This window comes from uncultured Devosia sp. (assembly GCF_913055165.1).
GTDB lineage: Bacteria > Pseudomonadota > Alphaproteobacteria > Rhizobiales > Devosiaceae > Devosia.
Genome location: NZ_CAJXJS010000003.1, coordinates 41,474 through 62,326 on the forward strand (window position 1 = coordinate 41,474; position 20,853 = coordinate 62,326).

The window sequence follows — 20,853 nt, forward strand, 5'->3', positions numbered from 1 at the left end:
TCCGCTCTGTGCCGTTAGGCTACCCAGTGCCGCTGCCCCAGACGCGCAGTTTCCCAGCGTTCCCGGGTGAGGCCCATGAGCACGTGATCCTCCCAGCGTCCGTTGATCTGCAGATAGTGCTGGGCATAGCCCTCTTCAACGAAGCCGTTCTTCTCCAGGACCCGGCGCGACGCCGTGTTGTGGGGCAGGAAGGCCGCGTGAATGCGGTGCAGGTCGAGTGATTCGAAGATGAAGGACACAACCACCCCGACGGCTTCGGTCATCAATCCCTTGCCGGCATATTGCTGCCCCATCCAATAGCCGAGATTGACGAACTGGGCCGCGCGGCGCCGGATATTGGAGAGCGTGATGCCACCGACCAGATGTTCTGAGCGATCCTCGCCGAGGAAGATGAAGAAGGTGTAGTCGGTCCCCTCTTCTACCTCCTGCCGGGCGCGGCGGACGCGCATGGCATAGACGCGGCGCGCAAGATCCAGTTCGGTCCATCGCGGCTCATAGGGGCGCAGAAAGTCCTGGCTCTCCCGACGCAGGCGGTGCCAGGCCTCATAGTCGCGCATCTGCGGCAGGCGCAGCAGCACTCTCGGCCCGCGCAGGGTCACCATGGGTGCTGGCGAGGACCAGGGCCAGAACATTGGGTCAGCGCTTGAGCGTCTCGCCGATGCTTTCGACATCGGCCAGGCGGCTGATCGGCCCAATTCCGGCCAGCGTCGGCGTGCCGGAGGTGAATATTTGCTCGGCGACGTCGCGCACGCGCTGGGCGGTGATGCGGTTGATGCGCTCCACCGTCTCCTGCATGGCGATGGGCCGGCCCCACAAAATTTGCTGGCGCGCCAGCTGCCCGGCCCGGGCCGAAGGGCTTTCGAGCGACATCAGCAGGCCCGCTCGGATCTGATTGCGCACGCGGATCACCTCTTCGTCGGTGATGGTCTCGGTCGCCCGGCGCAGTTCATCGAGCACCACCGGCACCAGTTCGCCGACCTCCTCCTCCCCGGTCGCCGCCGCCACGCCAAAGACGCCGCTATCGGCGAAGGCCCAGTGGAAGGAATAAACCGAGTAGCACAGGCCACGCCTCTCGCGGATCTCCTGGAACAGGCGCGAGCTCATGCCGCCGCCAAGAATGGAGGCCAGCACCTGGGCGGCATAGAAGCCATCCGAATTATAGGCACGTCCCTCAAAGCCGAGCACGATATGGGCCTGTTCGTGATCGGAGATCAGGCGCTCCTGCCCGCCCTTATATTCAGCGCGCTGCGGATCGGGAGCACCGTTGGGCGCGAGGTCGGCAAATCGTTGTTCGGCAACATGGACCAGCTCATCGTGGTCCACATGTCCTGCTGCCGCGATGACCATATGGTCACCCACATAGTTGCGGCGCATATACTTGCGCACCGTTTCGGGCGAGAAGGCCCGCACCGAATCCACCGTGCCCAGAATGGTGCGGCCAATCGGCTGGGTGGGATAGGCGGCTTCCTGGAACAGATCGAACACGTGATCGTCCGGATTGTCGCGCGCCGCGCCAATTTCCTGCACGATTACCTGCTTTTCGCGGGTCAGTTCGCCCTCATCAAAGGTCGAGTTCTGCAGGATATCGGCCAGAATATCAGCCGCCAGCACCACGTCATCCTTGAGAACACGGGCGAAATAGCCTGTGTGTTCGATCGAGGTCGCGGCATTGAGATCGCCGCCGACATTCTCGATGGTCTCGGCAATCTCGAGCGCGGTTCGCGTCTGCGTGCCCTTGAAGGCCATGTGTTCGAGCAGATGCGAAATGCCGTGCTCGGCCTTGCGCTCAGAACGGGCTCCGGCCTTGACCCAGACGCCCAGAGAGGCGCTTTCCAGATGCGGCATATTATCGGTGAGTACCACCATGCCGTTTTCCAGGGTCGTCGATCGTACGCTCACACTGATCCTCCTGATCCGGCGGCCGAGCGACCGCGGCTCCTCACATGTCGTTCAGGCGCGGCTGCGGGCCGCGATGAAATTTTCAATCTGGCGCTGGTCATTGGCCAGCACCGTGACCCGTTCGGGTCGATCATAAAGGTCTGCCAGCCAGGCCGGCAATTTCGGTTCGATGCCCGAGGCCTCGGCGACCGCCGCCGGGAATTTGGCCGGATGGGCGGTAGCAAGAGTGATCATGGGCGTTTCGCCATGGGGCTGCTGACGGGCCACCCCGACGCCGACGGCCGTATGCGGATCGAGCAGATAGGCCGAGGCCTTCTGCGTTTTGGCGATCACCGAGCGGGTCGCTGCTTCATCAGTCGTGCCCGCCGCGAAGTCACGGCGAATGGCGGAGATGGATTTTTCCGGCAGATCAAAGCCGCGTGACTGCTTCAGGCCCGCCATCATGCGGTTGACCGCATCGGCATCGCGCCCGGCACTTTCGAACAGCAGCCGCTCGAAATTGGACGAGATCTGGATATCCATGGAGGGGCTGATGGTCGGCGCGACGCCTGCCATCTCGTAGCGCCCGGTATCGAGCGTGCGCTTCAGAATGTCATTGGCATTGGTGGCAATCACCAGCTTGTCGATCGGCAGGCCCATTTGCCGGGCGCAATAGCCGGCAAAGATATCGCCGAAATTGCCGGTCGGCACGGTGAAGCTCACCTTGCGGTGCGGCGCGCCCAGCGCCACGGCCGCCGTGAAGTAGTAGACGATCTGCGCGACTATGCGGCCCCAATTGATGGAGTTGACGCCACTGAGACGCACCCGGTCACGGAAGGCATGATTGTTGAACATGGCCTTCACCGCATCCTGGCAATCGTCGAACGTGCCTTCGAGCGCGATGTTGTGGACATTGTGATCCAGCACGGTGGTCATCTGCCGGCGCTGCACTTCGGATGTGCGGCCCTCGGGATGCAGGATGAATATGTCGGTGGTATCCCGCCCGCGGAAGGCTTCGATGGCGGCCGAGCCGGTGTCGCCCGATGTCGCGCCGACAATGGTCGCGCGCAGCCCGCGCTCTGCCAGGATGTGGTCCATCACCCGGCTCAGGAACTGCATGGCCACGTCCTTGAACGCCAAGGTCGGCCCGTGAAACAATTCCAGCACGAAATGCCCCGGCTCCAGTTCCACCAGCGGTGTCACCGAAGGGTGGCGGAAGGTGGCATAGGCCTCATCAATGATGGCCTTGAGTTTTGGTGCCGGAATCTCGCCGTCTGTAAAGCGCGAGATAATCGCGTAGGCCACATCGGCATAGGGCTTGCCGGCAAAGCTGGCGATTTCGTCCGCGCTGATTTGGGGCCAGGTGGCCGGAACGTAAAGACCGCCATCGGAGGCTAGACCGGCCAGAACTGCGTCGGAGAAGCCGAGCGCGGGCGCCTGGCCGCGCGTGGAAACAAACTGCATCGGGGGGAAGTGCCCTTTTAGAATTGGTGCAACCTAGTCAAAGCGCGCCGTGGCCGCAAGGTTTGGGGCGTCATTGACCTATCCTGGACGGTCGCCGTTGCTGCCGCCAGAGCCAGAAGCCGACCATCACCACCGCCACGACGGCAAATCCATACCAGGTTAGCGCATAGCCGAGATGGTTGTTGGTGAACTCAACCACCGTCTCTCCCCCCTGGGGCAGGTCGCCTGCCCCGGCGGCGAGCAAATCCACGTAAAAGGGGGCGATTGGCGCCAGCGCCGGATCGACCATGGCGGCCAGGCGCTCAGGATTGCGCACCCATTCGATGCGGTCCGACATATTGGGTTCGGGCGCCATGAAGCCGACAGCCTCGCCAGGACGGAACAGCCCCACAATCGTGATGCTGCCCGGATCATCGCCATGCAGATCACCGAGGGCCGCCTGCTCCTGATACTCCTGGGGAACGAAACCGCGATTGACGAAGACGGTACCGCCAGCATCCAGCTCAAAGGGTGTCACCACCCAGTACCCTGGCCCAGAGAAGCGTCCCCTGGCATTGGCAAGGCTGGTAAAGACCGTCACCGTCTGGGTGTAGCGATAGCTGCCCGCCAGGGTCACGGGCTGAAAGTTCCACTGCTCGAGGTCGAGCCCGGGCCATTGCGCCTGATCGGGCGCCGGAATGGGCTCTGATGTCAGCCGCTCATCGACCGCGACGATCAGCGCTTCCTTCTCCGCCAGTCGCGCCATCTGCCAATTGCCCAGCAGCACGCAGATGACCGCCAGCAGGATCATGAGCCCGGCAAAGACCCAATCGCCCCAGCGCAGGCCTGCCGACTTCGGCCCGGTCATTGGCGGCCCTCGCGGGCGTCGTTGGAATATTGCAGATCGATGAGCACGCCCTTGAAAGGCGGGAGCAGCACGAGGCTCAGGATCACCGTCGCCGGAAGCCAGAGCAGCAGATGCACCCAGGGTTGCAGCGTCCAGATCGATCCGACCACCAGGGCAAGGATGATGATCAGGGGGGCGACGAGAAAGATGACGAACACGGCGGGCCCATCACCACTATCGGCAAAGGCATAGTCGAGGCCACAGACCGCGCAGGACGGCGCCAGGGCCAGGTATCCGGCGAAGAGCTTGCCCCTGCCGCAGCGCGGACAGCGGCATTTCAGGCCGGCAATGATCGGATTGGGCTGGTCCATCTTGACTTTCCCCGGGCCAAAGAAAAAGGGCGCAGCCTTGCCGCGCCCCCTGTTCAGGCTTTTGCCAGCGTCAGTGCGCCGCCAGCTCGACGCCCCAGGCGCCCCAGACATAGATCGAGGCAAACAGGAACAGCCAGACCACGTCCACGAAGTGCCAGTACCAGGCGGCAAATTCGAAGCCCAGATGGCGTTCCGGCGTGAAGTGCCCCATCTCGGCGCGGATCAGGCAGACCAGCAGGAAGATGGTGCCGATCAGCACGTGGAAGCCGTGGAAGCCGGTCGCCATGAAGAAGGTGGCGCCGTAATAATTGCCCGAGAACGAGAAGGCCGCGTGGCTGTATTCGAGATACTGCACATAGGTGAAGAGCGCGCCCAGCGCCACGGTCAGAACCAGGCCCCAGCGCAGGCCCTGGCGGTCGTTCTCCAGCAGCGCATGGTGCGCCCAGGTAACGGTGGTGCCCGAGGTGAGCAGGATCAGCGTGTTGAACAGCGGCAGGTGGAAGGGGTCGAACAGTTCGACGCCCATCGGCGGCCAGTGCCCGCCAGTGGCGGCAACACGGGCGTACTGCTCGATATCATCGAGACGGAAGAAGCCGTCGAAATAGGCCCAGAACCATGCCACGAAGAACATCACTTCCGAGGCGATGAACAGCATCATGCCATAGCGGTGGTGCATCTGCACGACCGGGGTGTGATCGACGCCGTTATTGGCTTCTTTCACCACGTCGGACCACCAGGCGTAGAACGTGTAGAGCACGCCGGCCAGACCGATAAAGAACAGCCACGGCGTCCAGTCCTGCATCCAGGCAATGGCACCGATCATCATCACGAAAACGGCAATCGAGATGACGAACGGCCAGGGGCTGGGTTCGACCATGTGGTAGTCATGGTTCTTTTCGATGGCGGCCATGTTCAGCTTCCCTCACTGTCTGAAGCGTAGAAGGTATAAGAGAGAGTGATCTCTTTGATCGTATTGAGTTCGTGGTTCTCGTCGATTTCCGGGTCGACGAAAAACACGATGGGCATTTCCACCGTCTCACCGGGTTGCAGCGTCTGTTCGGTGAAGCAGAAGCATTCGATCTTGTTGAAGTAGTAGCCGGCTTTTTCCGGCACCACATTGAAGATCGCCTGGCCGGTGACCGGCTTGTCGGAATTGTTGGTGGCAACATAGTTGACCGTATCCACGCGGCCGATCTGGTCGGTGATCGGGGCCGCCGGCGTGACGGTCCAATTCAGCGCGCGGTCAATATTGACGTCGAAGCGCACCTTCATTTCGCGGGCAATGACGCCCTTGGGATTGTCGGTGGCGACCTGGGTCGTACCGCCAAAGCCCGTCACCTGGCAGAAGAGCTGGTAGAGCGGCACCGAGGCAAAGGCCAGGCCCACCATGCCCGCCACCACGCCGGCGAGCACAACGGCCAGGCGCTTGTTGCGCTTGCCCGGGTCGACCTCATGGAATGGTGCGGTGGTATCGGCCATCACATTGCCCGATCAAACAGTGCCGGGCCCATCTTGACGATGGTCAGCACGTAAAAGGTCAGCGCGAACAGGGCAAGGGCACCGGCAAGGGCCAGCGAGCGGCGTCGCCGCTGCTTGCGGAAGGCGGCTTCCTGTTCCGGGGTCATTCCATTGGGCGCGAGCTTGGCGCCAGTCTGCTCAGCCATCTCAGATCACTCCCAGATGCATGGCGATGAAGTCGACAAACAGCGCCAGGAACAACACGAAGAGATAGCTCAGAGAAAAGGTGAACACGGTTCGCGCGGTGCGGCGCATGGAGACACTGTCGGGCGCGCGCAGCAGGCGCAGGCAGAGCCAGACAAAGCTCACGCCTGAGACAATGGCGACGACCCCATAGAGCCAGCCGGAAAAACCCAGCCAGACCGGCAGGAGACTGGAGGCGGCCAGAACGACCGAATAGCCCAGAATTTGCTGCCGGGTGGATTTCTCACCGACGACATTGGGCATCATGGGGATGCCGGCGGCGCCATAGTCACCCTGCTTGTAGAGGGCCAGGGCCCAGAAATGCGGCGGCGTCCAGAGAAAGATGATCAGGAAGAGCGCAAAGCTCTCCCAACTCAGCGTGCCGGTGACAGCGGCCCAGCCCACCATGGGCGGAAAGGCCCCGGCGGCGCCGCCAATGACGATGTTCTGCGGCGTCGAGCGCTTGAGCCACATCGTATAGACGACAACGTAGAAGAAGATGGTGAAGGCCAGGAACCCGCCCGCGACCCAATTGGTAGCAAGGCCTAGAAGGGTCACCGAGAACACCGAGAGGATCAAGCCGAAGGCCAGCGCTTCGCCGCGGGTCATGCGGCCTGCAGGTATGGGCCGGTTCTGCGTACGGCTCATGACCGCATCGATATCGGCGTCATACCACATATTGAGGGCGCCCGAGGCCCCTGCCCCGATGGCGATGCAGGCAATGGCGACCAGACCGACAAAGGGATTGATGCCGCCCGGCGCCACCAGCATGCCCACCAGCGCGGTGAACACCACCAGGGACATGACGCGTGGCTTCAGCAGCGCGAGGTAATCCTCCACGCGTGCACCGCCGGCAAGGGCGGAAACATCTCTGCTGTTCTCGATATAGGCCACGGGTCTTTCCTTGGTGAACGGACCGCACCGGAGCGCGATCCGCTTATTCTTGCTCTGAGCGCCTAGTGCGCGTCCTTGCTCTCGATCTTGGGCAGGGTCGAGAACTGGTGGAACGGCGGCGGCGAGGAAAGGGTCCATTCCAGCGTCGTTGCGCCATCGCCCCAGGGATTGTCGCCGGCCGGGCGCTTCTTACGGCTGGCTTCCCAGGTCGCGTAGAAGAAGATGATCATGGCCACGAAGGTCACGTAGTAACCCACCGAGGAGACGCGGTTCCACAGCGCGAAGGCATCCGGATAGTCGATGTAGCGGCGCGGCATGCCGGCCAGACCCAGGAAGTGCTGCGGGAAGAAGATCAGGTTCACACCGACGAACATGACCCAGAAGTGCAGCTTGCCCAGGAACTCGTTGTACATGTAGCCGAACATCTTGGGGTACCAGTAGTACCAGCCGGCAAAGATCGAGAACACGGCGCCCAGCGAGAGCACATAGTGGAAGTGCGCCACCACATAATAGGTGTCGTGCAGGGCGCGGTCCGCACCGGCATTGGCCAGCACCACACCGGTCACACCGCCAACGGTGAACAGGAAGATGAAGCCGATGGCCCAGAGCATGGGGATGCGGAAGGTGATCGAACCGCCCCACATGGTGGCGATCCAGGAGAAGATCTTCACACCCGTAGGCACTGCGATCACCATGGTGGCAGCCACGAAGTAGCGCTGCACATCAAGGCTGAGGCCCGTGGTGTACATGTGGTGCGCCCACACCACGAAGCCGACAAAGCCGATGGCCACCATGGCGTAGGCCATGGCCATGTAGCCGAAGACGGGCTTGCGCGAGAAGGTCGCCACGATGTGGCTGATGATGCCGAAGCCCGGCAGGATCATGATGTACACTTCGGGGTGGCCGAAGAACCAGAACAGGTGCTGATAGAGGATGGGGTCACCACCGCCATCGGGGGCGAAGAAGGTCGTGCCGAAATTGCGGTCGGTCAGCATCATGGTGATGGCGCCAGCCAGCACCGGCAGAGCCAGCAGCAGGAGGAAGGCGGTCACCAGCACGGACCAGGCAAAGAGCGGCATCTTGTGCAGCGTCATGCCCGGGGCGCGCATGTTCAGGATAGTGGTGATCAGATTGATCGCACCCAGAATGGAGCTCACGCCGGCAACGTGCAGGGAGAAGATCACGAAGTCGGTTGCCGGGCCGGGGTGACCACTGGTCGCCAGCGGCGGATAGGCGGTCCAGCCGCCACCGAAACCGAGCGCACCCGAGGGACCTTCGAAGAACATCGAGAGCACGGTCAGGAGCAGGGCGGGAGGCAGCAGCCAGAAGGCTACGTTGTTGATGCGCGGGAACGCCGTATCCGGCGCGCCCACCATCAGCGGGGCAAAGTAGTTGGCAAAGCCGCCCATGGTGGCGGGCATGACGGTGAAGAAGACCATGATCAGCGCGTGCGCCGAGACGAACACGTTGAACATGTGCTTGCCGGCGTCGAGCGCGGCATCACCTTCCAGGCCATAGGACATGGCGGCCAGGCCGTGGAAGATCTGGATGCCGGGTTCCTGCAGTTCCAGGCGCATGGCACCCGAGAGCAGGCCGCCGATCACGCCAGCGACGATCGAGAACACGAGATACATGATCCCGATGTCCTTGTGGTTGGTCGAATAGACCCAGCGCCGCCAGCCCGTGGGGGTGTGGTGGTCGTGGCTGGCCTGATCGTGCCCGGTGGCGTGGGCTTCGAGGTTAGCGGTATTTGCCATTGTCTTGTCCTCTGACCCTTTGCTTACAGAGCCGGCAGCAGGGCAGCTGCGGTATTGTAGTCGCGGCTTTCCGCCAGCGCGGCAACGAAGGCCTCATACTCATCGGCAGTCACGACGCGCACGGCGATGGGCATGAAGGCGTGATCCTTGCCGCAAAGCTCCGAGCACTGGCCGTAATAGATGCCGGTCTCGCGGGCATTGAACCAGGTTTCATTGAGACGACCCGGAACAGCGTCCACCTTGATGCCGAAGGACGGCACCGCAAACGCGTGGATGACGCCGGTGGGGCTGGCCGTTACCTGAAGGCGAACGGTGGTATCGACCGGCACGACCAGCTCATTATTGACAGCCAGCAGGCGCGGCTGACCGGGCTTGAGCTCGGCGATCTCGGCTTCGGACAGGATGTTGGAGTCGAAGGCGACACCCTGATCCACATATTCGTAGTTCCAGTACCACTGCTCACCGGAGGCCTTGATGGTGACAGTGGCCTCGGGAACCTCGACCTCGCCCAGCGAGAAGATGTTCGAGCCCAGATATTTGCGCTCCCCATCGGGAACCGTCATCTGGTCGGCCAGAACGCCGAAGGAGGGGATGGCGATCACCACCAGGATCAGGATCGGCACGACCGTCCAGACCACCTCGATCAGGGTATTGTGGGTGAACCGCGCCGGCACCGGATTGGATTTGGCGTTGAACCGCACCACCACGATCACCAGCAGCGCCAGCACAAAGAGCACGATCAGGCTGATGGTCCACATCAGGATGCCGTCGTGGAACGCCACGATGGAGTCCATGATCGGCGTCACCGATTCCTGAAGGTGGAACTGGCCCGGCTCGGGATGTCCGCGCCCCACGTCCTGGGCCGATGCCACAGCAGGCAACAGCGCCAACGCGGCCGCGGAAACGGCACCCAATTTCCTAAAGAACTGCCCGGTCACCATATACCCCCTATCGACACGTTCTGGCGGCGTGCACCGAAGCAGGATGGGTTCAATAGCGGCATAGCTAACGCCGCCCCGACTCAACTTCGGAGCGCAAAACTCGTGTTTGACCTAAATCACATTGCTCGACCCGAGTCTATTGCGCCCTTGGCCTCTCGCGCTGCGGCAAATTGGTGCCTGCCATGGCCCACCTCGCCTCATGCGTGCCGCAGTTTATGATGAAAACCGGCCGGAAATCCGGGGTTTGGTTGACAGCATGGTGCGCGTGTCGGAAACAGGTCCAACCCATGCGCGAAGCGCCGATTCGGCGGGAGAGTTGAAAGAAGTGATGGTCTGGGCAAAGCGGCTTGGTGTGATCGGTGCATGTGCAATGACCCTGCTGACGGCGCCGGTTCTAGCGCAAGGCACGGTCAAGGCCGAATATGGCGACTGGCAAATGAGCTGCGACACCCCGCCAGGCGCCAGCTTTGAGCAATGTGCCATCATCCAGAATGTTCTGGCCGAAGATCAGCCCAATGTGGGCCTCTCCGTCATCGTGCTGCGCACCGCTGATCGCGAAGCCCGTCTCCTGCGCGTCCTTGCCCCGCTCGGCGTGCTGCTGCCCAACGGGCTTGGGTTGAATGTCGATGGCACGGATATGGGGCGCGTCGCCTTCGTGCGCTGCCTGCCCAATGGCTGCATCGCCGAAGTCGAACTCGACGACGACATCATCAAGGTGCTGTCAGAGGGCTCCAACGCGATTTTCGTCGTCTTCAAGACCCCGGAGGAAGGCGTGGGCATCCCCGTTTCCCTCAATGGATTTGCCGAAGGCTTTGCCGCCCTGCCCTGAGACCGGAGCACCAGGAATTGAGCCAGGACGAACGCCAGACGCCGCGGCACCGCACCCTCAAGGGCGGCAAGATTGTCATCAATGACGGTCGCTCGACCTTTGATTGCACTATCCGCAACCTATCCGACACCGGGGCCAAGCTGATCGTCACCAGCACGCTGGGCATTCCGCAGCGTTTCGAACTGGCCATGGCGGATGGCCGCAAGTTCCAATGTGAGATGGCCTGGCACACCGAAGGCGAGATCGGCGTCCGTTTCCTGGGATAAAAAGACCGGGCGCATGCGCAGCATGGCCCGGCAAGTCGTCAGGAAACGGAGCCGGTGGCAAAACCGGCCCGGGAGATGGGACGCGCACCGGCAAAAGTGTTCGTCCCAACGGGGTGATGGCGCGTGACCAGCGTAAGCTGCGAGCGTATCCAGTCCTGGGGCGGGACACGCCACGCGACCATGATTGACAAGCGGCCGCACGAACGGCAGCTCTGGACCAGGCGATCAGCGCTGCGCGTTGCGCGCCCTGGCAGCGTTGAGGATCATGCCGGCCGTGCGGCCGTCCTGCGGGGTCAGTGCATCGACCACATCAGAGCGGCTGACGCCGATGTCCTTGAGCAGGGCCGGATCAAGTGACAGCAGCTCACGCAGAGCCTTCTGGCGGGCGCGGTCACGCTTGGCCTGGGCAAACCAGGCGAAAAGGGCACGAGCAGGATTGACGTGCGAGCCGGCCACAACTGACCGCTCGCCGGAAAGCGAGAGAGCCATCTTCATTCTCCAATGGACAGAGCAAGCCGCCGGGGAGGTCGGCGGCGTTCGACACGGCGGTGTATCGATACTCAGAACCATATCCCTCTGGACTTCCATCAGTCCAACAAATAGATTTCATCCAGTCGATCAATTTGGGTGATGGAAGATCATGACCGCCCCCCTTGACCTGGATCAGTTGCAAAGTTTCTGCGCCATCGCCGATTGCGGCAGCTTTACCGAGGCGGCGCGACGGGTGAACAAGACGCAATCGGCCGTGTCGATGCAGATCAAGCGCCTCGAAGAGCGGCTGGGGCACACGCTTTTGGCGCGCGATGGCCGCAGCGTCACCCTCACCCACCATGGCGAGGTGCTTTATGAGCGGGCGCGCAAGATGTTGCGCACCAATGCTGAGATTCTGGACCATTTCAATGATGGCGACCTGGCCGGTTCCATTCGCTTCGGTGTGCCGGACGATTATGCGGTGCGCCTCTTGCCGGTGATTCTGTCGAGCTTCCAGCGCACCCATCCCAGGATCGCGGTCGATGTGAGTTGCATGGCCTCGGAAGAACTGCTGAACGGGATGAAGGCGGGCCGATACGATCTCATCGTCTTTACCCAAGGGACGGACCACAATTTCGGCGAGCTGTTCCGCACCGAGAAGATGTTCTGGGTGGCGAGCCATGGCGGGCGGGCGCTGGCCAGCGAGCCGCTCGCCATCGCCTGCGGCCCCAATTGCTGCATCTGGCGCAAGGACGCCATGGAGCAGCTCGATCGCAATGGCCTTGACTACCGGGTGGCCTACACCTCGTCCAATGCAACGGCGATCACCTCGGCCGTCCTGTCGGACCTGGCGATCGGCTTTTTGCCGGAAAGCGCGCTGCAGCCGGGCATGCGCGTGGTGGGAGACGAATATGGCCTGCCGCGCCTGGCCGATGCGCAGATTGCACTCATGCGGGCCAGCCATGCCTATGGCGGCATCTATGATGCGCTGGCCAATCACATCGTGCAGTCCATGGGCAATCTGGAGCACGCAGCGCAGGTTGAAGCCGCCGAGTAGCGGCTTGACCCGATCCCCGCTTTGGCGCACCAGAGACGCATGTCTCAGGTTCTGACCAATGCCGCCGAATTCACCGTTTCCGAGATCGCCCAAGCGGTCAAGCGCACGGTCGAGGACGAATTCGGGCATGTGCGGGTGCGCGGCGAGATTTCGGGCTTTCGCGGGCAGCATTCGTCCGGCCACTGCTATTTCACCCTCAAGGACGATGCCGCCTCGATCGACGCGGTGGTCTGGAAGGGCAATTATGCCCGCCTGGCCTTCAAGCCCGAAGAGGGCCTGGAAGTTATCGCCACCGGGCGGCTGACCACCTTTCCGCGCTCGTCCAAATACCAGATCGTCATCGAGAATATCGAGCCGGCCGGTGCCGGGGCGCTGATGGCGCTGCTCGAAGAGCGCCGCAAGAAGCTGTTGGCCGAGGGGCTATTCGCGCGCGAGCGCAAGCGACCCTTGCCCTATCTGCCCCGGGTCATCGGCGTTGTCACCTCGCCCACGGGCGCGGTCATCCGGGATATATTGCATCGCCTGGACGATCGCTTTCCCAGCCATGTGCTGGTCTGGCCGGTGCGCGTCCAGGGCGAGACCTGTGCCCCCGAAGTGGTCAACGCCATAGAAGGGTTCAACGCCCTGCTCCCGGGGGGTGCCACTCCCCGCCCGGACCTGCTGATTGTCGCGCGGGGCGGCGGCTCAATCGAGGACCTCTGGGGGTTCAACGAAGAGGCAGTGGTGCGGGCCGTCGCTGGATCGGATATCCCGGTCATCACCGCCGTGGGGCACGAGACCGATACGACGCTGGTCGACTACGCCTCCGACATGCGGGCACCCACGCCGACTGCGGCCGCCGAGGCCGCCGTACCGGTGCGGGCCGAACTCATCGCCTATGTCGAGGATCAGGGCGCCCGCCAGCGGCAGAGCATGCGCCGGGGTCTGGCGAGCCTGAAAGACCGCCTCCGTGCCGCCGGTGCCGGCCTGCCCCGACCCGCCGATCTGGTCTCGACACAAAGGCAGAGCCTGGACCTGTTCAGCAGCAAGCTTTCGGGTGCATTGCGCCATTTCGTGCAGGCGCGGCGCATTGCCTTTTCCAATCTCGCCGCGTCCGTGCAGCCGCGCCTTGTGCGGCAACGCCATGCCGAACTGGCCGAGCGATTGAACACGCTGCAGCGTCGCGGAGAATCCGGGCTGACGACGAGCGTCGAGCGGTCCCGACTGCGCCTGGCCCCGGTTGCGCGCCAGCTGCCGGCGGCGGTCGCAACGGCCCTCGAACGCAAGCAGACAGTCCTCGGCCGCGTCGTGCCGCGTCTTTCCGACAAGCCCCTGCGGGCAGAGCTGCGGCACGCCAAGGGCAGGCTCGAACCGCTTGATGCCCGGCTGACCGTGGCTGGGCTGCAGGCAACGCGCCAGCGCCGCCTGCAATGGGAGCAATTGAGCAAGCTTCTGGAAACCCTGAGTTACCGGAACGTCTTGGCACGCGGCTATGCTCTGGTGCAGGACGAGGCCGGACAGATCGTCACCAGTCAGGCGGCCACGCGGCCGGGCGAGGCACTCAGGCTCAGCTTCGCCGATGGCGAGGTCGGCGTGGTCGTTGCCGGCGCCCCGCCAGCCCGTCGCAAACCGGGTCGAACCGGGCCGGATGACGGTTCACAGGAAAGCCTGTTTTAAGGCACAATAGGGTCGCAGGGCTGCGCACAAGCGAGAGTTGAGACGATGAATATCTTCGACAAGGGTTTTGCCCCCGCAGAGGCCACCCTGCGCTATCTTGATGGCGACTATGTCGTGATCAAGCAGGGGACGTTTGTGCGCTGCGCCATCACCGGCAAGCCGATCCCGCTCGATGAACTGTTCTACTGGAGCGTCGACCGGCAGGAGCCCTATGTCGACGCGGTCGCCGCCAATGAGGCGCTCGAACGCTTCGGCCGGGGCAAATAAGGGTGATCGAGGCGGCGTCGCGTCAGCGCTTCCTGATCATCTCCAACGGACACGGCGAGGATGCCATAGCCGCCCAATTGGTGGCCCGGCTGCCCGCAAACGTGTCCGCGGAAGCCTATCCCATGATCGGCAGCGGCAAGGCCTATGACGGCATCTGCCCCATTGTCGGTCCGCGCGCCACCCTGGCCTCCGAGGGCTGGCGCAACGTCAAGGGCTCGCTGCGCCGCGATGTGATCAATGGGGGGCTGCTGACCATCCCGCCGGCGCTACGCTTCCTGCGCTCCGCGCGGGGCCGCTACGACCGGGTCCTGGTGATCGGCGACATGGTGGGGGTGTTGGCGGCGATGGCGACCGGCCACCGCGACCTGGTCTATATCGATGTCTACAAGACCGGTTCGGCGCGCCTCTATTCGGCACTGGAACGGCAGGCCATCAGGCGTGCTTGCGCCCTGGTGTTCTGCCGCGCCGACAATCTGGCAGCACTATTGCGGGACGGGGGCGTCGACGCCCGCTGCGCCGGCAATCTGATGATGGATACGATCCCGATTGGTGACTATGACGCAGCCGGACGCCGGTCCCGGCCACTGGGTCTGACGCTGCTGCCCGGGAGCCGGGCCCTGACGTCGGAAAGTTTCGCCCTGCAGGTGGCCGCGCTGCGGCGGGTGCCGGAGGAATTGCGTCCCGATGTCTTCCTAGCTGTGGCGGGCAATGTCAGCATTGCCGAACTGGCCAAGGCAGCGGGCCTGCAGCGCACCTCGATGCTGAGTGCGGAGCCGGACGATCTGGGACAGCTTGGCGATGAAACCCTGACCATCAACATGGCGCGCGGCCGGGCCATGGGCAATCTGCTGGCCGCTTCCGACATGGTGCTGAGCCAGGCCGGCACCGCCACCATCCAGGCGCTAGGCCTGGGCAAGCCCGCGATCACCTTCATCAACCCGCGGGATCGCCGTTCGCGCTTCGAGGACGAGCAGCGCCTGTTCGGTCCGGCCCGCATTGTGGTGGAGGCTTATGTCGACAAGCTCTCCCCTGCTCTCAATACGCTGCTGGGCGATGATGCAGAGCGCGAGCGTCTTGGTGCCATAGGCCGCGAGCGCATTGGCGGCCCGGGTGCCCTGGCCGCCATTCTCGACGCGCTGGGTCTGGCCGGCGCCTAGCCCTTGGTGGCGTCCGTATCGGGATCGAGCAGGCGGTGCAGATGCACGATGAAATAGCGCGTCTGGGCGCTATCGACGGTCTGCTGCGCCTTGGCCCGCCACACCTTCTCGGCGGCGGCATAGTTTGGGTAAACGCCGACGATGTCGACCTGGTCGAGGTCGGCAAAGGTCACGCCCTCGCCACTGGCAAGTTCGCCACCGATCACCAGGTGCAGCAATTGCTTGTCGGTCTTTTCAGCCATCAGTCAGTCCCGCGTTTGAGGCATTTGTGTTTGTGCCGCATCAACACCATCCAGGGTCTGGGGGCAACCATAGACCTTGACCAGCGCCGCATGCACGAGGGGTTTTAGGCTCATGTCGCCCAGCGCCGCAAGCGCCCCGTGGCGCACATCTCGTTTGTTCAATTGTGGGAACCCGACGCATACATCTGCGAAGTCCAGGCCGCATTCAGCAAGGATCACGGCGGCACCGGCGATATCCCAGTCCTGCGACCCACGCCGCGCCACGGCCGCGTCCAGCTTGCCGGTCGCGACCTGCACCAGCCGATAGGCGAGAGACGGGTAGGCAGGACCGCGCGTATAGTCGAGCCCGGCGGCCTGCAGTTCCTGGTGCACCGCGCCCGGGGCAGGAATCAGTGGCGGCGTGCCGGCGCGCCGATGGCGGGTGAGCGGCTTGCCATTGAGCTTGGCGCCGCCACCCTTGCAGGCCTGGTAGAGTTCATCGCGTGCCGGCGCATAAACGACCCCTGCCACTGGTACGCCGTTCTCCACCACGGCCAGAGAAACTGTCCAATAGTCCTCGCCGCGCAGAAAGGCGCGCGTGCCATCGATGGGATCGACCACAAAGACGCGTTCGCAATCGAGCCGGCTGGGATTGTCGACCGTTTCCTCGCTCAGCCAGCCATAGCTGGGGCGCGCCTGCAGGAGATTGGCCGCCAGAAACCGGTCCACCACAATATCGGCCTCGCTCACCGGGGAGGCATTGTCCTTGGTCCAGGTCTTGATGTCGCGCCGGAAATAGCTCGAGGCGATAATGCCCGCTGCCACCGCTGTGGAGCGGAGCAGTTCGAGATCGTCTTCATAGGGTGGGGCGAAAGCCGGCATTATGCGGGGCCTTGTAGAGCCTTTTTCGCGAAACTGGCAACGGTTTTGCCACATGCTGTCCCCAAGCGGAGCCCAATGGCGGAAACGGCAGGGTAAATGGCCCGGCAACGGACGGGGTTAACCGCTTCTGACTGGGTGCAATACCCTGCTAACCCTCCGGGAAAACAACATAAACTTAACCGAACCGATTAAGGGGCTGGGTAAGGGGGTGCGCTAGATTGGCCTCACAAACGGAGCCAAAAAAACAAGCTCTCGAAGTTACAGGAAGGCATCAAAAATGGTTCATGGCGTTGCGATGGAAGGCTCATCAGTCGTTCTGGCCTTCGGCCGCCCGGCCGTAGCCGAGCGCCGCTTCATGGCGGCAAACGACAATGGCCCCAAGGATCCGGTCAAGACCGTCACCGTGCGCAAAATGCTCGAACAGAGCGGCGTGGCCATCAAGATCAAGGTCCCGGTCACCGAGTTCATCGGCGTTGCCGTGGCCACCGCCATCTCCGAAGACGGCATGCTGACCAGCTCGATCGAACTGGTCCATTCCGATGCCGAGCTGAACTACAAGGTGTTCGAGGAAGAGGGCAATCACAACGTCGTCGCCGAATGGCAGAACTGGGGCAAGAAGCTCCGCCTGCCGCTGTTCATCAAGGCCGGCGATGGGGCCTATATGCCCTATTCCCAGCAGGTCGACGGCGTCATGCTGGGCCAGACCGCCCCGCGCCGCAAGCTCGCCGCCGACGCCTCGCGCCGCCCCCGCTTCCTCAACCGCCGCAAGCCCGGCCAGGCCGACGCGCACTGAATTTATTGCTCTCCAAAGCAAGCCGAAAAGGGTCGACCGGTGGTGCGGTCGGCCCTTTCGGCTTTTCTGTCGGCAGCTACCACACCCACTCGGCCAGTAGCGCCAAAGTCAGCGCCATGCCGACATAGTGGTTGTTGTAAAAGCGGTGGAACGGGTTGAGGGGCACGTCCCTGTCCAGCGTCCACAGCTGCCAGGCCATGAGGCCGGCCGCCACCAGCGACAGCGCCGCAAAGATCACCCCGCCACCGGCCATGATTGCGGCCACGTTCCAGAGCAGGAACGCGCCGGCATAGAGCACCGCGACAGCCGGGCGGACATTGTCGCCGAACAGGCGTGCGGTGGATTTGACGCCGACCAGGGCATCGTCCTCGATATCCTGCAGCGCATAGATGGTGTCGTAGCCGATGACCCAGAGGATGGTGCCGGCATAGAGTACCACCGGCGCCCAGCCCAGGCTTCCGGTCTGGCTCGACCAGCCCACCAGCGCGCCATAGGAAAAGGCCAGCCCGAGGAACAGCTGCGGCCACCAGGTGATCCGCTTCATGAACGGGTAAATCGCCACCAGCACCAGCGAGGCTATGGCGGCGTAAACCGTGAAGCGGTTGAACTGGAACAGGATTGCCGAGGCCAGCAGCGCCTGGGCGATGAGGAAATAGAAGGCTTCGCGGGTCGTCACCTGGCCGGAGGGAATGGGCCGCGACCGGGTGCGGGCGACCTGCATGTCGATGTCGCGGTCGACAATGTCGTTAAAGGTGCAACCCGCCCCGCGCATCAGGATGGCGCCGAGGAACATCAGGATCGCCGCCCACCAGCCAAAGCCGAATGCGGGCTGGGCCACCGCCGCGAGGCCAATGCCCCAGGCGCAGGGCCAGAACAGCAGGTAGAACCCGATAGGCCGATCCCAGCGCGCCAGGCGCCCATAGGGTTTGACCGGCCCGGGCGCATAGCGATCGAGCCAGTTATCCTTTTGCGCATCGGCGACGGTGCCGGTGGGGTTTGTGGTGTTCATGCGAGCGGGCCTTGGCTTTGGTCGCGCAATTCATAACGGTCCGGCGCGCGACGCACCACCCCAGCCTCAACCCCTCCCCATCCAGGGTGGGGGTTGCTGGTCTGACCACAACAACTATGTTGGGCTCGCAATCAACCAGCGACCGCCCATGCCCCGCAGCCACGCCCAGCTCCCCCGCCTGTTTGTCGAACCCGATCTCGCCGCCGGGGCACAGCTGGCCCTCAACAAGGACCAATCCCTCTACCTCGCCGCAGTCCTGCGCAAGGCGGTCGGTGACGAGGTGGTGTTGTTCAATGGCCGCGACGGCGCCTGGCTCTGCCGGCTGACCAGCGATTCGAAAAAATCGGTGACGCTGGAAACGGTCGAGCAGATCGCCCCGCAAACCCCGCCTTCCGATCTCTGGTACGGTTTTGCCCCGCTCAAATCCGAGCGGCTGGACTATGTGGTCCAGAAGGCGGTCGAGATGGGCGTGGGCATCATCCAGCCGGTCATCACCCAGTTCACCCAGAACCATCGGCTCAAGCCGGAGCGTCTCAGCGCCAATGCCATCGAGGCGGCCGAACAATGCGAGGTGCTCACTGTTCCCGAGGTGGCGCCCGAAATCACCCTGGACCGGCTGCTGGACACCTGGCCGAACGAGCACAAAGACCGCGTGCTGCTGTTCGCCGACGAAAGCGAGGCCTCGTCCTCGCCGGTCCATGCCCTGGAACAGTTGCGCGGCCAGCGCATTGGCCTGCTTATCGGGCCCGAGGGCGGATTTTCCGACAGCGAGCGGGAAAAACTGCGCGCCCTGCCCTTCGTCCGGCCGATCAGCCTGGGCCCCAGAATCCTGCGCGCCGACACCGCGGCGGTGGCGGCGCTCGCCGTCATTCAGGCGACCATCGGTGATTGGCGATAAAAGGCGATTGCTTTCCGCCTTGCTCTCGCTATGTTCGCGCCCCAGTCTAAACCCTCAACAATGAGGACCACATGGCCGGCGTCGATCCCCTCTCGCCCCAGATCGAATCGCGAGCAGACCTGATCGAGGCGATGGAACGCGGCGCCAAGCCGGCGGATCAGTGGCGCATCGGCACCGAACACGAAAAGCATGTGTTTCACACCAATCCGCTGCGCCCCGTTGCCTATGAGGGCGAACAGGGCATCCGGGCGCTGCTGGACGGCATCGAGAAGGAAACCGGCTGGCATCCCTTCTATGATGGCGACCATCCCATCGGCCTCAGGAATAACGAGATCGCGGGCGGCATTTCGCTCGAACCAGGCGGCCAGTTCGAGCTTTCCGGCTCGCCGATGGCCGATCTGCATGGCACGGCGACCGAGCTTGCCGAACATATGCGGGTCGCCAAGAAGGTCGCAGCCCCGCTCGACATTCACTTTCTCGGCCTGGGCGTCACCCCGCTCTGGGCGGTGGAGGAAATCGCCTCCATGCCCAAGTCGCGCTATGCGATCATGACCAGATATATGGGCGAAACCGGCACGCTGGGCACATCGATGATGTATCGCTCGGCCACGGTGCAGACCAATCTCGATTTTTCCAGCGAAGTGGACATGGTCAGGAAGCTGCGCGTGTCCCTGGCTCTGCAACCGGTAGCGACGGCCTTGTTCGCCAATTCGCCTTTCGCCAATGGCCGGGAGACCGGCTATCTCAGCTACCGCAGCGAGATCTGGCGCAATACGGACGACAATCGCACCGGCATGCTGCCTTTCGTGTTCGAACCCGGCTTCGGCTTCGAGCGCTATGCCGATTATGCGCTGGACGTGCCGATGTATTTCGTCATCCGCGACAAGAAATACATCAACGTGGCCGGCGAGAGCTTTCGTGACTTCCTCGATGGCCGCCTGCCGCAATTGCCGGGCGAGAAGCCGACCATCAAGGATTGGGAGGATCACCTCTCGACCCTTTTCCCGGAAGTGCGCCTCAAGCAGTTCCTCGAAATGCGCGGCGCCGACATGGGCGACCAGGCCCATGTCGTGGCACTCTCCGCCTTCTGGACGGGCCTGCTCTATGACGAAATTTCGCTCGAAGGCGCCTGGGAGCTGATCCGCAACTGGACCGACGAGGACCGCGAGCATCTGCGCCGCGAAGTGCCCCGCCTCGGCCTCGATACGCCGTTTGACCGCTCATCGATCTTCGACATTGCCGCCCAGGCCGTCGGCATTGCCGAAGCCGGTCTGGTTCGTCGCAACCGGCTCAATGGGTCCGGCCAGGACGAAACCATCTATCTCGCCCCGCTCGAGGAAACCATCCGCACCGGCAAGGCCCCGGCCCAACGTTGGCTCGACAAGTTCCATGGCGAATGGAATGGCGACCTGACCCCGATCTTCACGGAAGCCGAGCTTTAGGGGGCGCCCTGCGACTGAGGTTGGAGCCTACGACCTAACACTCTTCACCTCTCCCTTGGGGGAGGGGTCGACC

At 63.2% G+C, this 20,853-nt stretch carries 24 protein-coding genes; 9 read left to right on the forward strand and 15 right to left on the reverse strand.

The window, feature by feature from the left end; all coding sequences use genetic code 11:
* Window positions 1-14: 14 nt before the first annotated feature.
* The 11 genes from QZ564_RS02090 to coxB all read right to left on the reverse strand — a co-directional run bounded on the left by QZ564_RS02090 (window position 15) and on the right by coxB (window position 9,829).
* Window positions 15-632 (reverse strand): GNAT family protein, encoded by a 618-nt coding sequence (locus QZ564_RS02090; protein ID WP_297103919.1) that lies wholly within the window; start codon window positions 630-632, stop codon window positions 15-17.
* A 4-nt stretch (window positions 633-636) separates the two neighbouring features.
* Entirely contained in the window at window positions 637-1,899 is a 1,263-nt protein-coding gene (locus tag QZ564_RS02095; protein WP_297103921.1) for a pitrilysin family protein, read from the reverse strand.
* Between the two features lie 51 nt (window positions 1,900-1,950).
* Complete coding sequence (gene thrC, locus QZ564_RS02100) at window positions 1,951-3,342, reverse strand: threonine synthase (RefSeq protein ID WP_297103923.1); 1,392 nt, start codon at window positions 3,340-3,342, stop codon at window positions 1,951-1,953.
* Between the two features lie 70 nt (window positions 3,343-3,412).
* On the reverse strand, window positions 3,413-4,189 hold the full coding sequence (locus QZ564_RS02105) for an SURF1 family cytochrome oxidase biogenesis protein (RefSeq protein WP_297103925.1): 777 nt from the start codon (window positions 4,187-4,189) through the stop codon (window positions 3,413-3,415).
* The gene (locus QZ564_RS02110) at window positions 4,186-4,539 is read right to left on the reverse strand and encodes a DUF983 domain-containing protein (RefSeq protein WP_297103927.1); all 354 of its coding nucleotides are present in this window, start codon (window positions 4,537-4,539) and stop codon (window positions 4,186-4,188) included. The genes QZ564_RS02105 and QZ564_RS02110 overlap by 4 nt, the downstream gene beginning before the upstream one ends.
* Window positions 4,540-4,609: 70 nt before the next feature.
* Window positions 4,610-5,449 carry a cytochrome c oxidase subunit 3 gene (locus tag QZ564_RS02115; RefSeq protein ID WP_297103928.1) on the reverse strand — a complete coding sequence of 280 codons (840 nt, stop codon included), beginning with the start codon at window positions 5,447-5,449 and terminating at the stop codon, window positions 4,610-4,612.
* A 2-nt stretch (window positions 5,450-5,451) separates the two neighbouring features.
* Window positions 5,452-6,018 carry a cytochrome c oxidase assembly protein gene (locus tag QZ564_RS02120; protein WP_297103930.1) on the reverse strand — a complete coding sequence of 189 codons (567 nt, stop codon included), beginning with the start codon at window positions 6,016-6,018 and terminating at the stop codon, window positions 5,452-5,454.
* On the reverse strand, window positions 6,018-6,203 hold the full coding sequence (locus tag QZ564_RS02125; protein WP_297103932.1) for a hypothetical protein: 186 nt from the start codon (window positions 6,201-6,203) through the stop codon (window positions 6,018-6,020). Before QZ564_RS02125 ends, QZ564_RS02120 begins: the two co-directional genes overlap by 1 nt.
* Window position 6,204: 1 nt before the next feature.
* The gene (locus QZ564_RS02130; RefSeq protein WP_297103934.1) at window positions 6,205-7,134 is read right to left on the reverse strand and encodes a heme o synthase; all 930 of its coding nucleotides are present in this window, start codon (window positions 7,132-7,134) and stop codon (window positions 6,205-6,207) included.
* A 62-nt stretch (window positions 7,135-7,196) separates the two neighbouring features.
* Window positions 7,197-8,891 (reverse strand): cytochrome c oxidase subunit I, encoded by a 1,695-nt coding sequence (ctaD, locus tag QZ564_RS02135; protein WP_297103936.1) that lies wholly within the window; start codon window positions 8,889-8,891, stop codon window positions 7,197-7,199.
* 23 nt (window positions 8,892-8,914) lie between these two features.
* Window positions 8,915-9,829 (reverse strand): cytochrome c oxidase subunit II, encoded by a 915-nt coding sequence (gene coxB, locus QZ564_RS02140; RefSeq protein ID WP_297103942.1) that lies wholly within the window; start codon window positions 9,827-9,829, stop codon window positions 8,915-8,917.
* A gap of 373 nt (window positions 9,830-10,202) precedes the next feature.
* Between coxB and QZ564_RS02145 the strand changes: the two genes are divergently transcribed.
* Together QZ564_RS02145 and QZ564_RS02150 are read left to right on the forward strand one after the other, a co-directional pair.
* Window positions 10,203-10,661 (forward strand): invasion associated locus B family protein, encoded by a 459-nt coding sequence (locus tag QZ564_RS02145; protein ID WP_297103944.1) that lies wholly within the window; start codon window positions 10,203-10,205, stop codon window positions 10,659-10,661.
* A 17-nt stretch (window positions 10,662-10,678) separates the two neighbouring features.
* Window positions 10,679-10,927: a PilZ domain-containing protein gene (locus tag QZ564_RS02150; protein WP_297103946.1), complete on the forward strand. Its 249-nt coding sequence runs from the start codon at window positions 10,679-10,681 to the stop codon at window positions 10,925-10,927.
* A 225-nt stretch (window positions 10,928-11,152) separates the two neighbouring features.
* Here QZ564_RS02150 and QZ564_RS02155 read toward each other — a convergent pair whose 3' ends face one another.
* Window positions 11,153-11,416, reverse strand: coding sequence for a DUF1127 domain-containing protein (locus QZ564_RS02155; protein WP_297103947.1), 264 nt, complete (start codon window positions 11,414-11,416; stop codon window positions 11,153-11,155).
* A 151-nt stretch (window positions 11,417-11,567) separates the two neighbouring features.
* On the opposite strand from QZ564_RS02155, the gene QZ564_RS02160 reads away from it, so the two are divergent.
* Genes QZ564_RS02160 through QZ564_RS02175 form a run of 4 tightly spaced genes read left to right on the forward strand, consistent with a single transcriptional unit; the run spans window position 11,568 to window position 15,535 of the window.
* A complete protein-coding gene (locus tag QZ564_RS02160; protein ID WP_297103949.1) occupies window positions 11,568-12,455 on the forward strand; it encodes a LysR family transcriptional regulator in 888 nt (295 codons plus the stop codon).
* A 39-nt stretch (window positions 12,456-12,494) separates the two neighbouring features.
* Window positions 12,495-14,111 (forward strand): exodeoxyribonuclease VII large subunit, encoded by a 1,617-nt coding sequence (gene xseA, locus QZ564_RS02165; protein ID WP_297103953.1) that lies wholly within the window; start codon window positions 12,495-12,497, stop codon window positions 14,109-14,111.
* 45 nt (window positions 14,112-14,156) lie between these two features.
* Window positions 14,157-14,378 carry a DUF2093 domain-containing protein gene (locus QZ564_RS02170; RefSeq protein WP_297103955.1) on the forward strand — a complete coding sequence of 74 codons (222 nt, stop codon included), beginning with the start codon at window positions 14,157-14,159 and terminating at the stop codon, window positions 14,376-14,378.
* A gap of 2 nt (window positions 14,379-14,380) precedes the next feature.
* Window positions 14,381-15,535, forward strand: a complete 1,155-nt coding sequence (locus tag QZ564_RS02175) for a hypothetical protein (protein WP_297103957.1) — start codon at window positions 14,381-14,383, stop codon at window positions 15,533-15,535.
* Here the strand turns inward: QZ564_RS02175 and QZ564_RS02180 are convergent.
* Both QZ564_RS02180 and QZ564_RS02185 read right to left on the reverse strand, forming a co-directional pair.
* Window positions 15,532-15,777, reverse strand: a complete 246-nt coding sequence (locus QZ564_RS02180; protein WP_297103959.1) for a DUF4170 domain-containing protein — start codon at window positions 15,775-15,777, stop codon at window positions 15,532-15,534. The two genes, QZ564_RS02175 and QZ564_RS02180, sit on opposite strands and share 4 nt — an antisense overlap.
* 3 nt (window positions 15,778-15,780) lie before the next feature.
* Window positions 15,781-16,638 carry a 3'(2'),5'-bisphosphate nucleotidase CysQ gene (locus QZ564_RS02185; protein ID WP_297103961.1) on the reverse strand — a complete coding sequence of 286 codons (858 nt, stop codon included), beginning with the start codon at window positions 16,636-16,638 and terminating at the stop codon, window positions 15,781-15,783.
* A 277-nt stretch (window positions 16,639-16,915) separates the two neighbouring features.
* Here QZ564_RS02185 and QZ564_RS02190 point away from each other — a divergent pair, with 277 nt between their 5' ends.
* Entirely contained in the window at window positions 16,916-17,431 is a 516-nt protein-coding gene (locus QZ564_RS02190; protein WP_297103963.1) for a DUF6101 family protein, read from the forward strand.
* A gap of 76 nt (window positions 17,432-17,507) precedes the next feature.
* Here QZ564_RS02190 and ubiA read toward each other — a convergent pair whose 3' ends face one another.
* Entirely contained in the window at window positions 17,508-18,440 is a 933-nt protein-coding gene (gene ubiA / locus QZ564_RS02195; RefSeq protein ID WP_297103965.1) for a 4-hydroxybenzoate octaprenyltransferase, read from the reverse strand.
* Window positions 18,441-18,588: 148 nt separating this feature from the next.
* On the opposite strand from ubiA, the gene QZ564_RS02200 reads away from it, so the two are divergent.
* Complete coding sequence (locus QZ564_RS02200; RefSeq protein WP_297103967.1) at window positions 18,589-19,338, forward strand: 16S rRNA (uracil(1498)-N(3))-methyltransferase; 750 nt, start codon at window positions 18,589-18,591, stop codon at window positions 19,336-19,338.
* Between the two features lie 71 nt (window positions 19,339-19,409).
* Window positions 19,410-20,780 (forward strand): glutamate--cysteine ligase, encoded by a 1,371-nt coding sequence (locus tag QZ564_RS02205; RefSeq protein ID WP_297103970.1) that lies wholly within the window; start codon window positions 19,410-19,412, stop codon window positions 20,778-20,780.
* The last annotated feature ends 73 nt before the right edge of the window (window positions 20,781-20,853 follow it).

Bases quoted from the DNA above. Each gene is read 5' to 3' on its own strand.
- QZ564_RS02090 (WP_297103919.1), bottom strand. From the start codon at position 632: ATGTTCTGGCCCTGGTCCTCGCCAGCACCCATGGTGACCCTGCGCGGG.
- thrC (WP_297103923.1), bottom strand. From the start codon at position 3,342: ATGCAGTTTGTTTCCACGCGCGGCCAGGCGCCCGCGCTCGGCTTCTCC.
- QZ564_RS02105 (WP_297103925.1), bottom strand. From the start codon at position 4,189: ATGACCGGGCCGAAGTCGGCAGGCCTGCGCTGGGGCGATTGGGTCTTT.
- QZ564_RS02110 (WP_297103927.1), bottom strand. From the start codon at position 4,539: ATGGACCAGCCCAATCCGATCATTGCCGGCCTGAAATGCCGCTGTCCG.
- QZ564_RS02115 (WP_297103928.1), bottom strand. From the start codon at position 5,449: ATGGCCGCCATCGAAAAGAACCATGACTACCACATGGTCGAACCCAGC.
- QZ564_RS02120 (WP_297103930.1), bottom strand. From the start codon at position 6,018: ATGGCCGATACCACCGCACCATTCCATGAGGTCGACCCGGGCAAGCGC.
- QZ564_RS02125 (WP_297103932.1), bottom strand. From the start codon at position 6,203: ATGGCTGAGCAGACTGGCGCCAAGCTCGCGCCCAATGGAATGACCCCG.
- ctaD (WP_297103936.1), bottom strand. From the start codon at position 8,891: ATGGCAAATACCGCTAACCTCGAAGCCCACGCCACCGGGCACGATCAG.
- QZ564_RS02145 (WP_297103944.1), top strand. From the start codon at position 10,203: ATGACCCTGCTGACGGCGCCGGTTCTAGCGCAAGGCACGGTCAAGGCC.
- QZ564_RS02155 (WP_297103947.1), bottom strand. From the start codon at position 11,416: ATGGCTCTCTCGCTTTCCGGCGAGCGGTCAGTTGTGGCCGGCTCGCAC.
- QZ564_RS02160 (WP_297103949.1), top strand. From the start codon at position 11,568: ATGACCGCCCCCCTTGACCTGGATCAGTTGCAAAGTTTCTGCGCCATC.
- xseA (WP_297103953.1), top strand. From the start codon at position 12,495: ATGTCTCAGGTTCTGACCAATGCCGCCGAATTCACCGTTTCCGAGATC.
- QZ564_RS02170 (WP_297103955.1), top strand. From the start codon at position 14,157: ATGAATATCTTCGACAAGGGTTTTGCCCCCGCAGAGGCCACCCTGCGC.
- QZ564_RS02180 (WP_297103959.1), bottom strand. From the start codon at position 15,777: ATGGCTGAAAAGACCGACAAGCAATTGCTGCACCTGGTGATCGGTGGC.
- QZ564_RS02185 (WP_297103961.1), bottom strand. From the start codon at position 16,638: ATGCCGGCTTTCGCCCCACCCTATGAAGACGATCTCGAACTGCTCCGC.
- QZ564_RS02190 (WP_297103963.1), top strand. From the start codon at position 16,916: ATGGTTCATGGCGTTGCGATGGAAGGCTCATCAGTCGTTCTGGCCTTC.
- ubiA (WP_297103965.1), bottom strand. From the start codon at position 18,440: ATGAACACCACAAACCCCACCGGCACCGTCGCCGATGCGCAAAAGGAT.
- QZ564_RS02200 (WP_297103967.1), top strand. From the start codon at position 18,589: ATGCCCCGCAGCCACGCCCAGCTCCCCCGCCTGTTTGTCGAACCCGAT.
- QZ564_RS02205 (WP_297103970.1), top strand. From the start codon at position 19,410: ATGGCCGGCGTCGATCCCCTCTCGCCCCAGATCGAATCGCGAGCAGAC.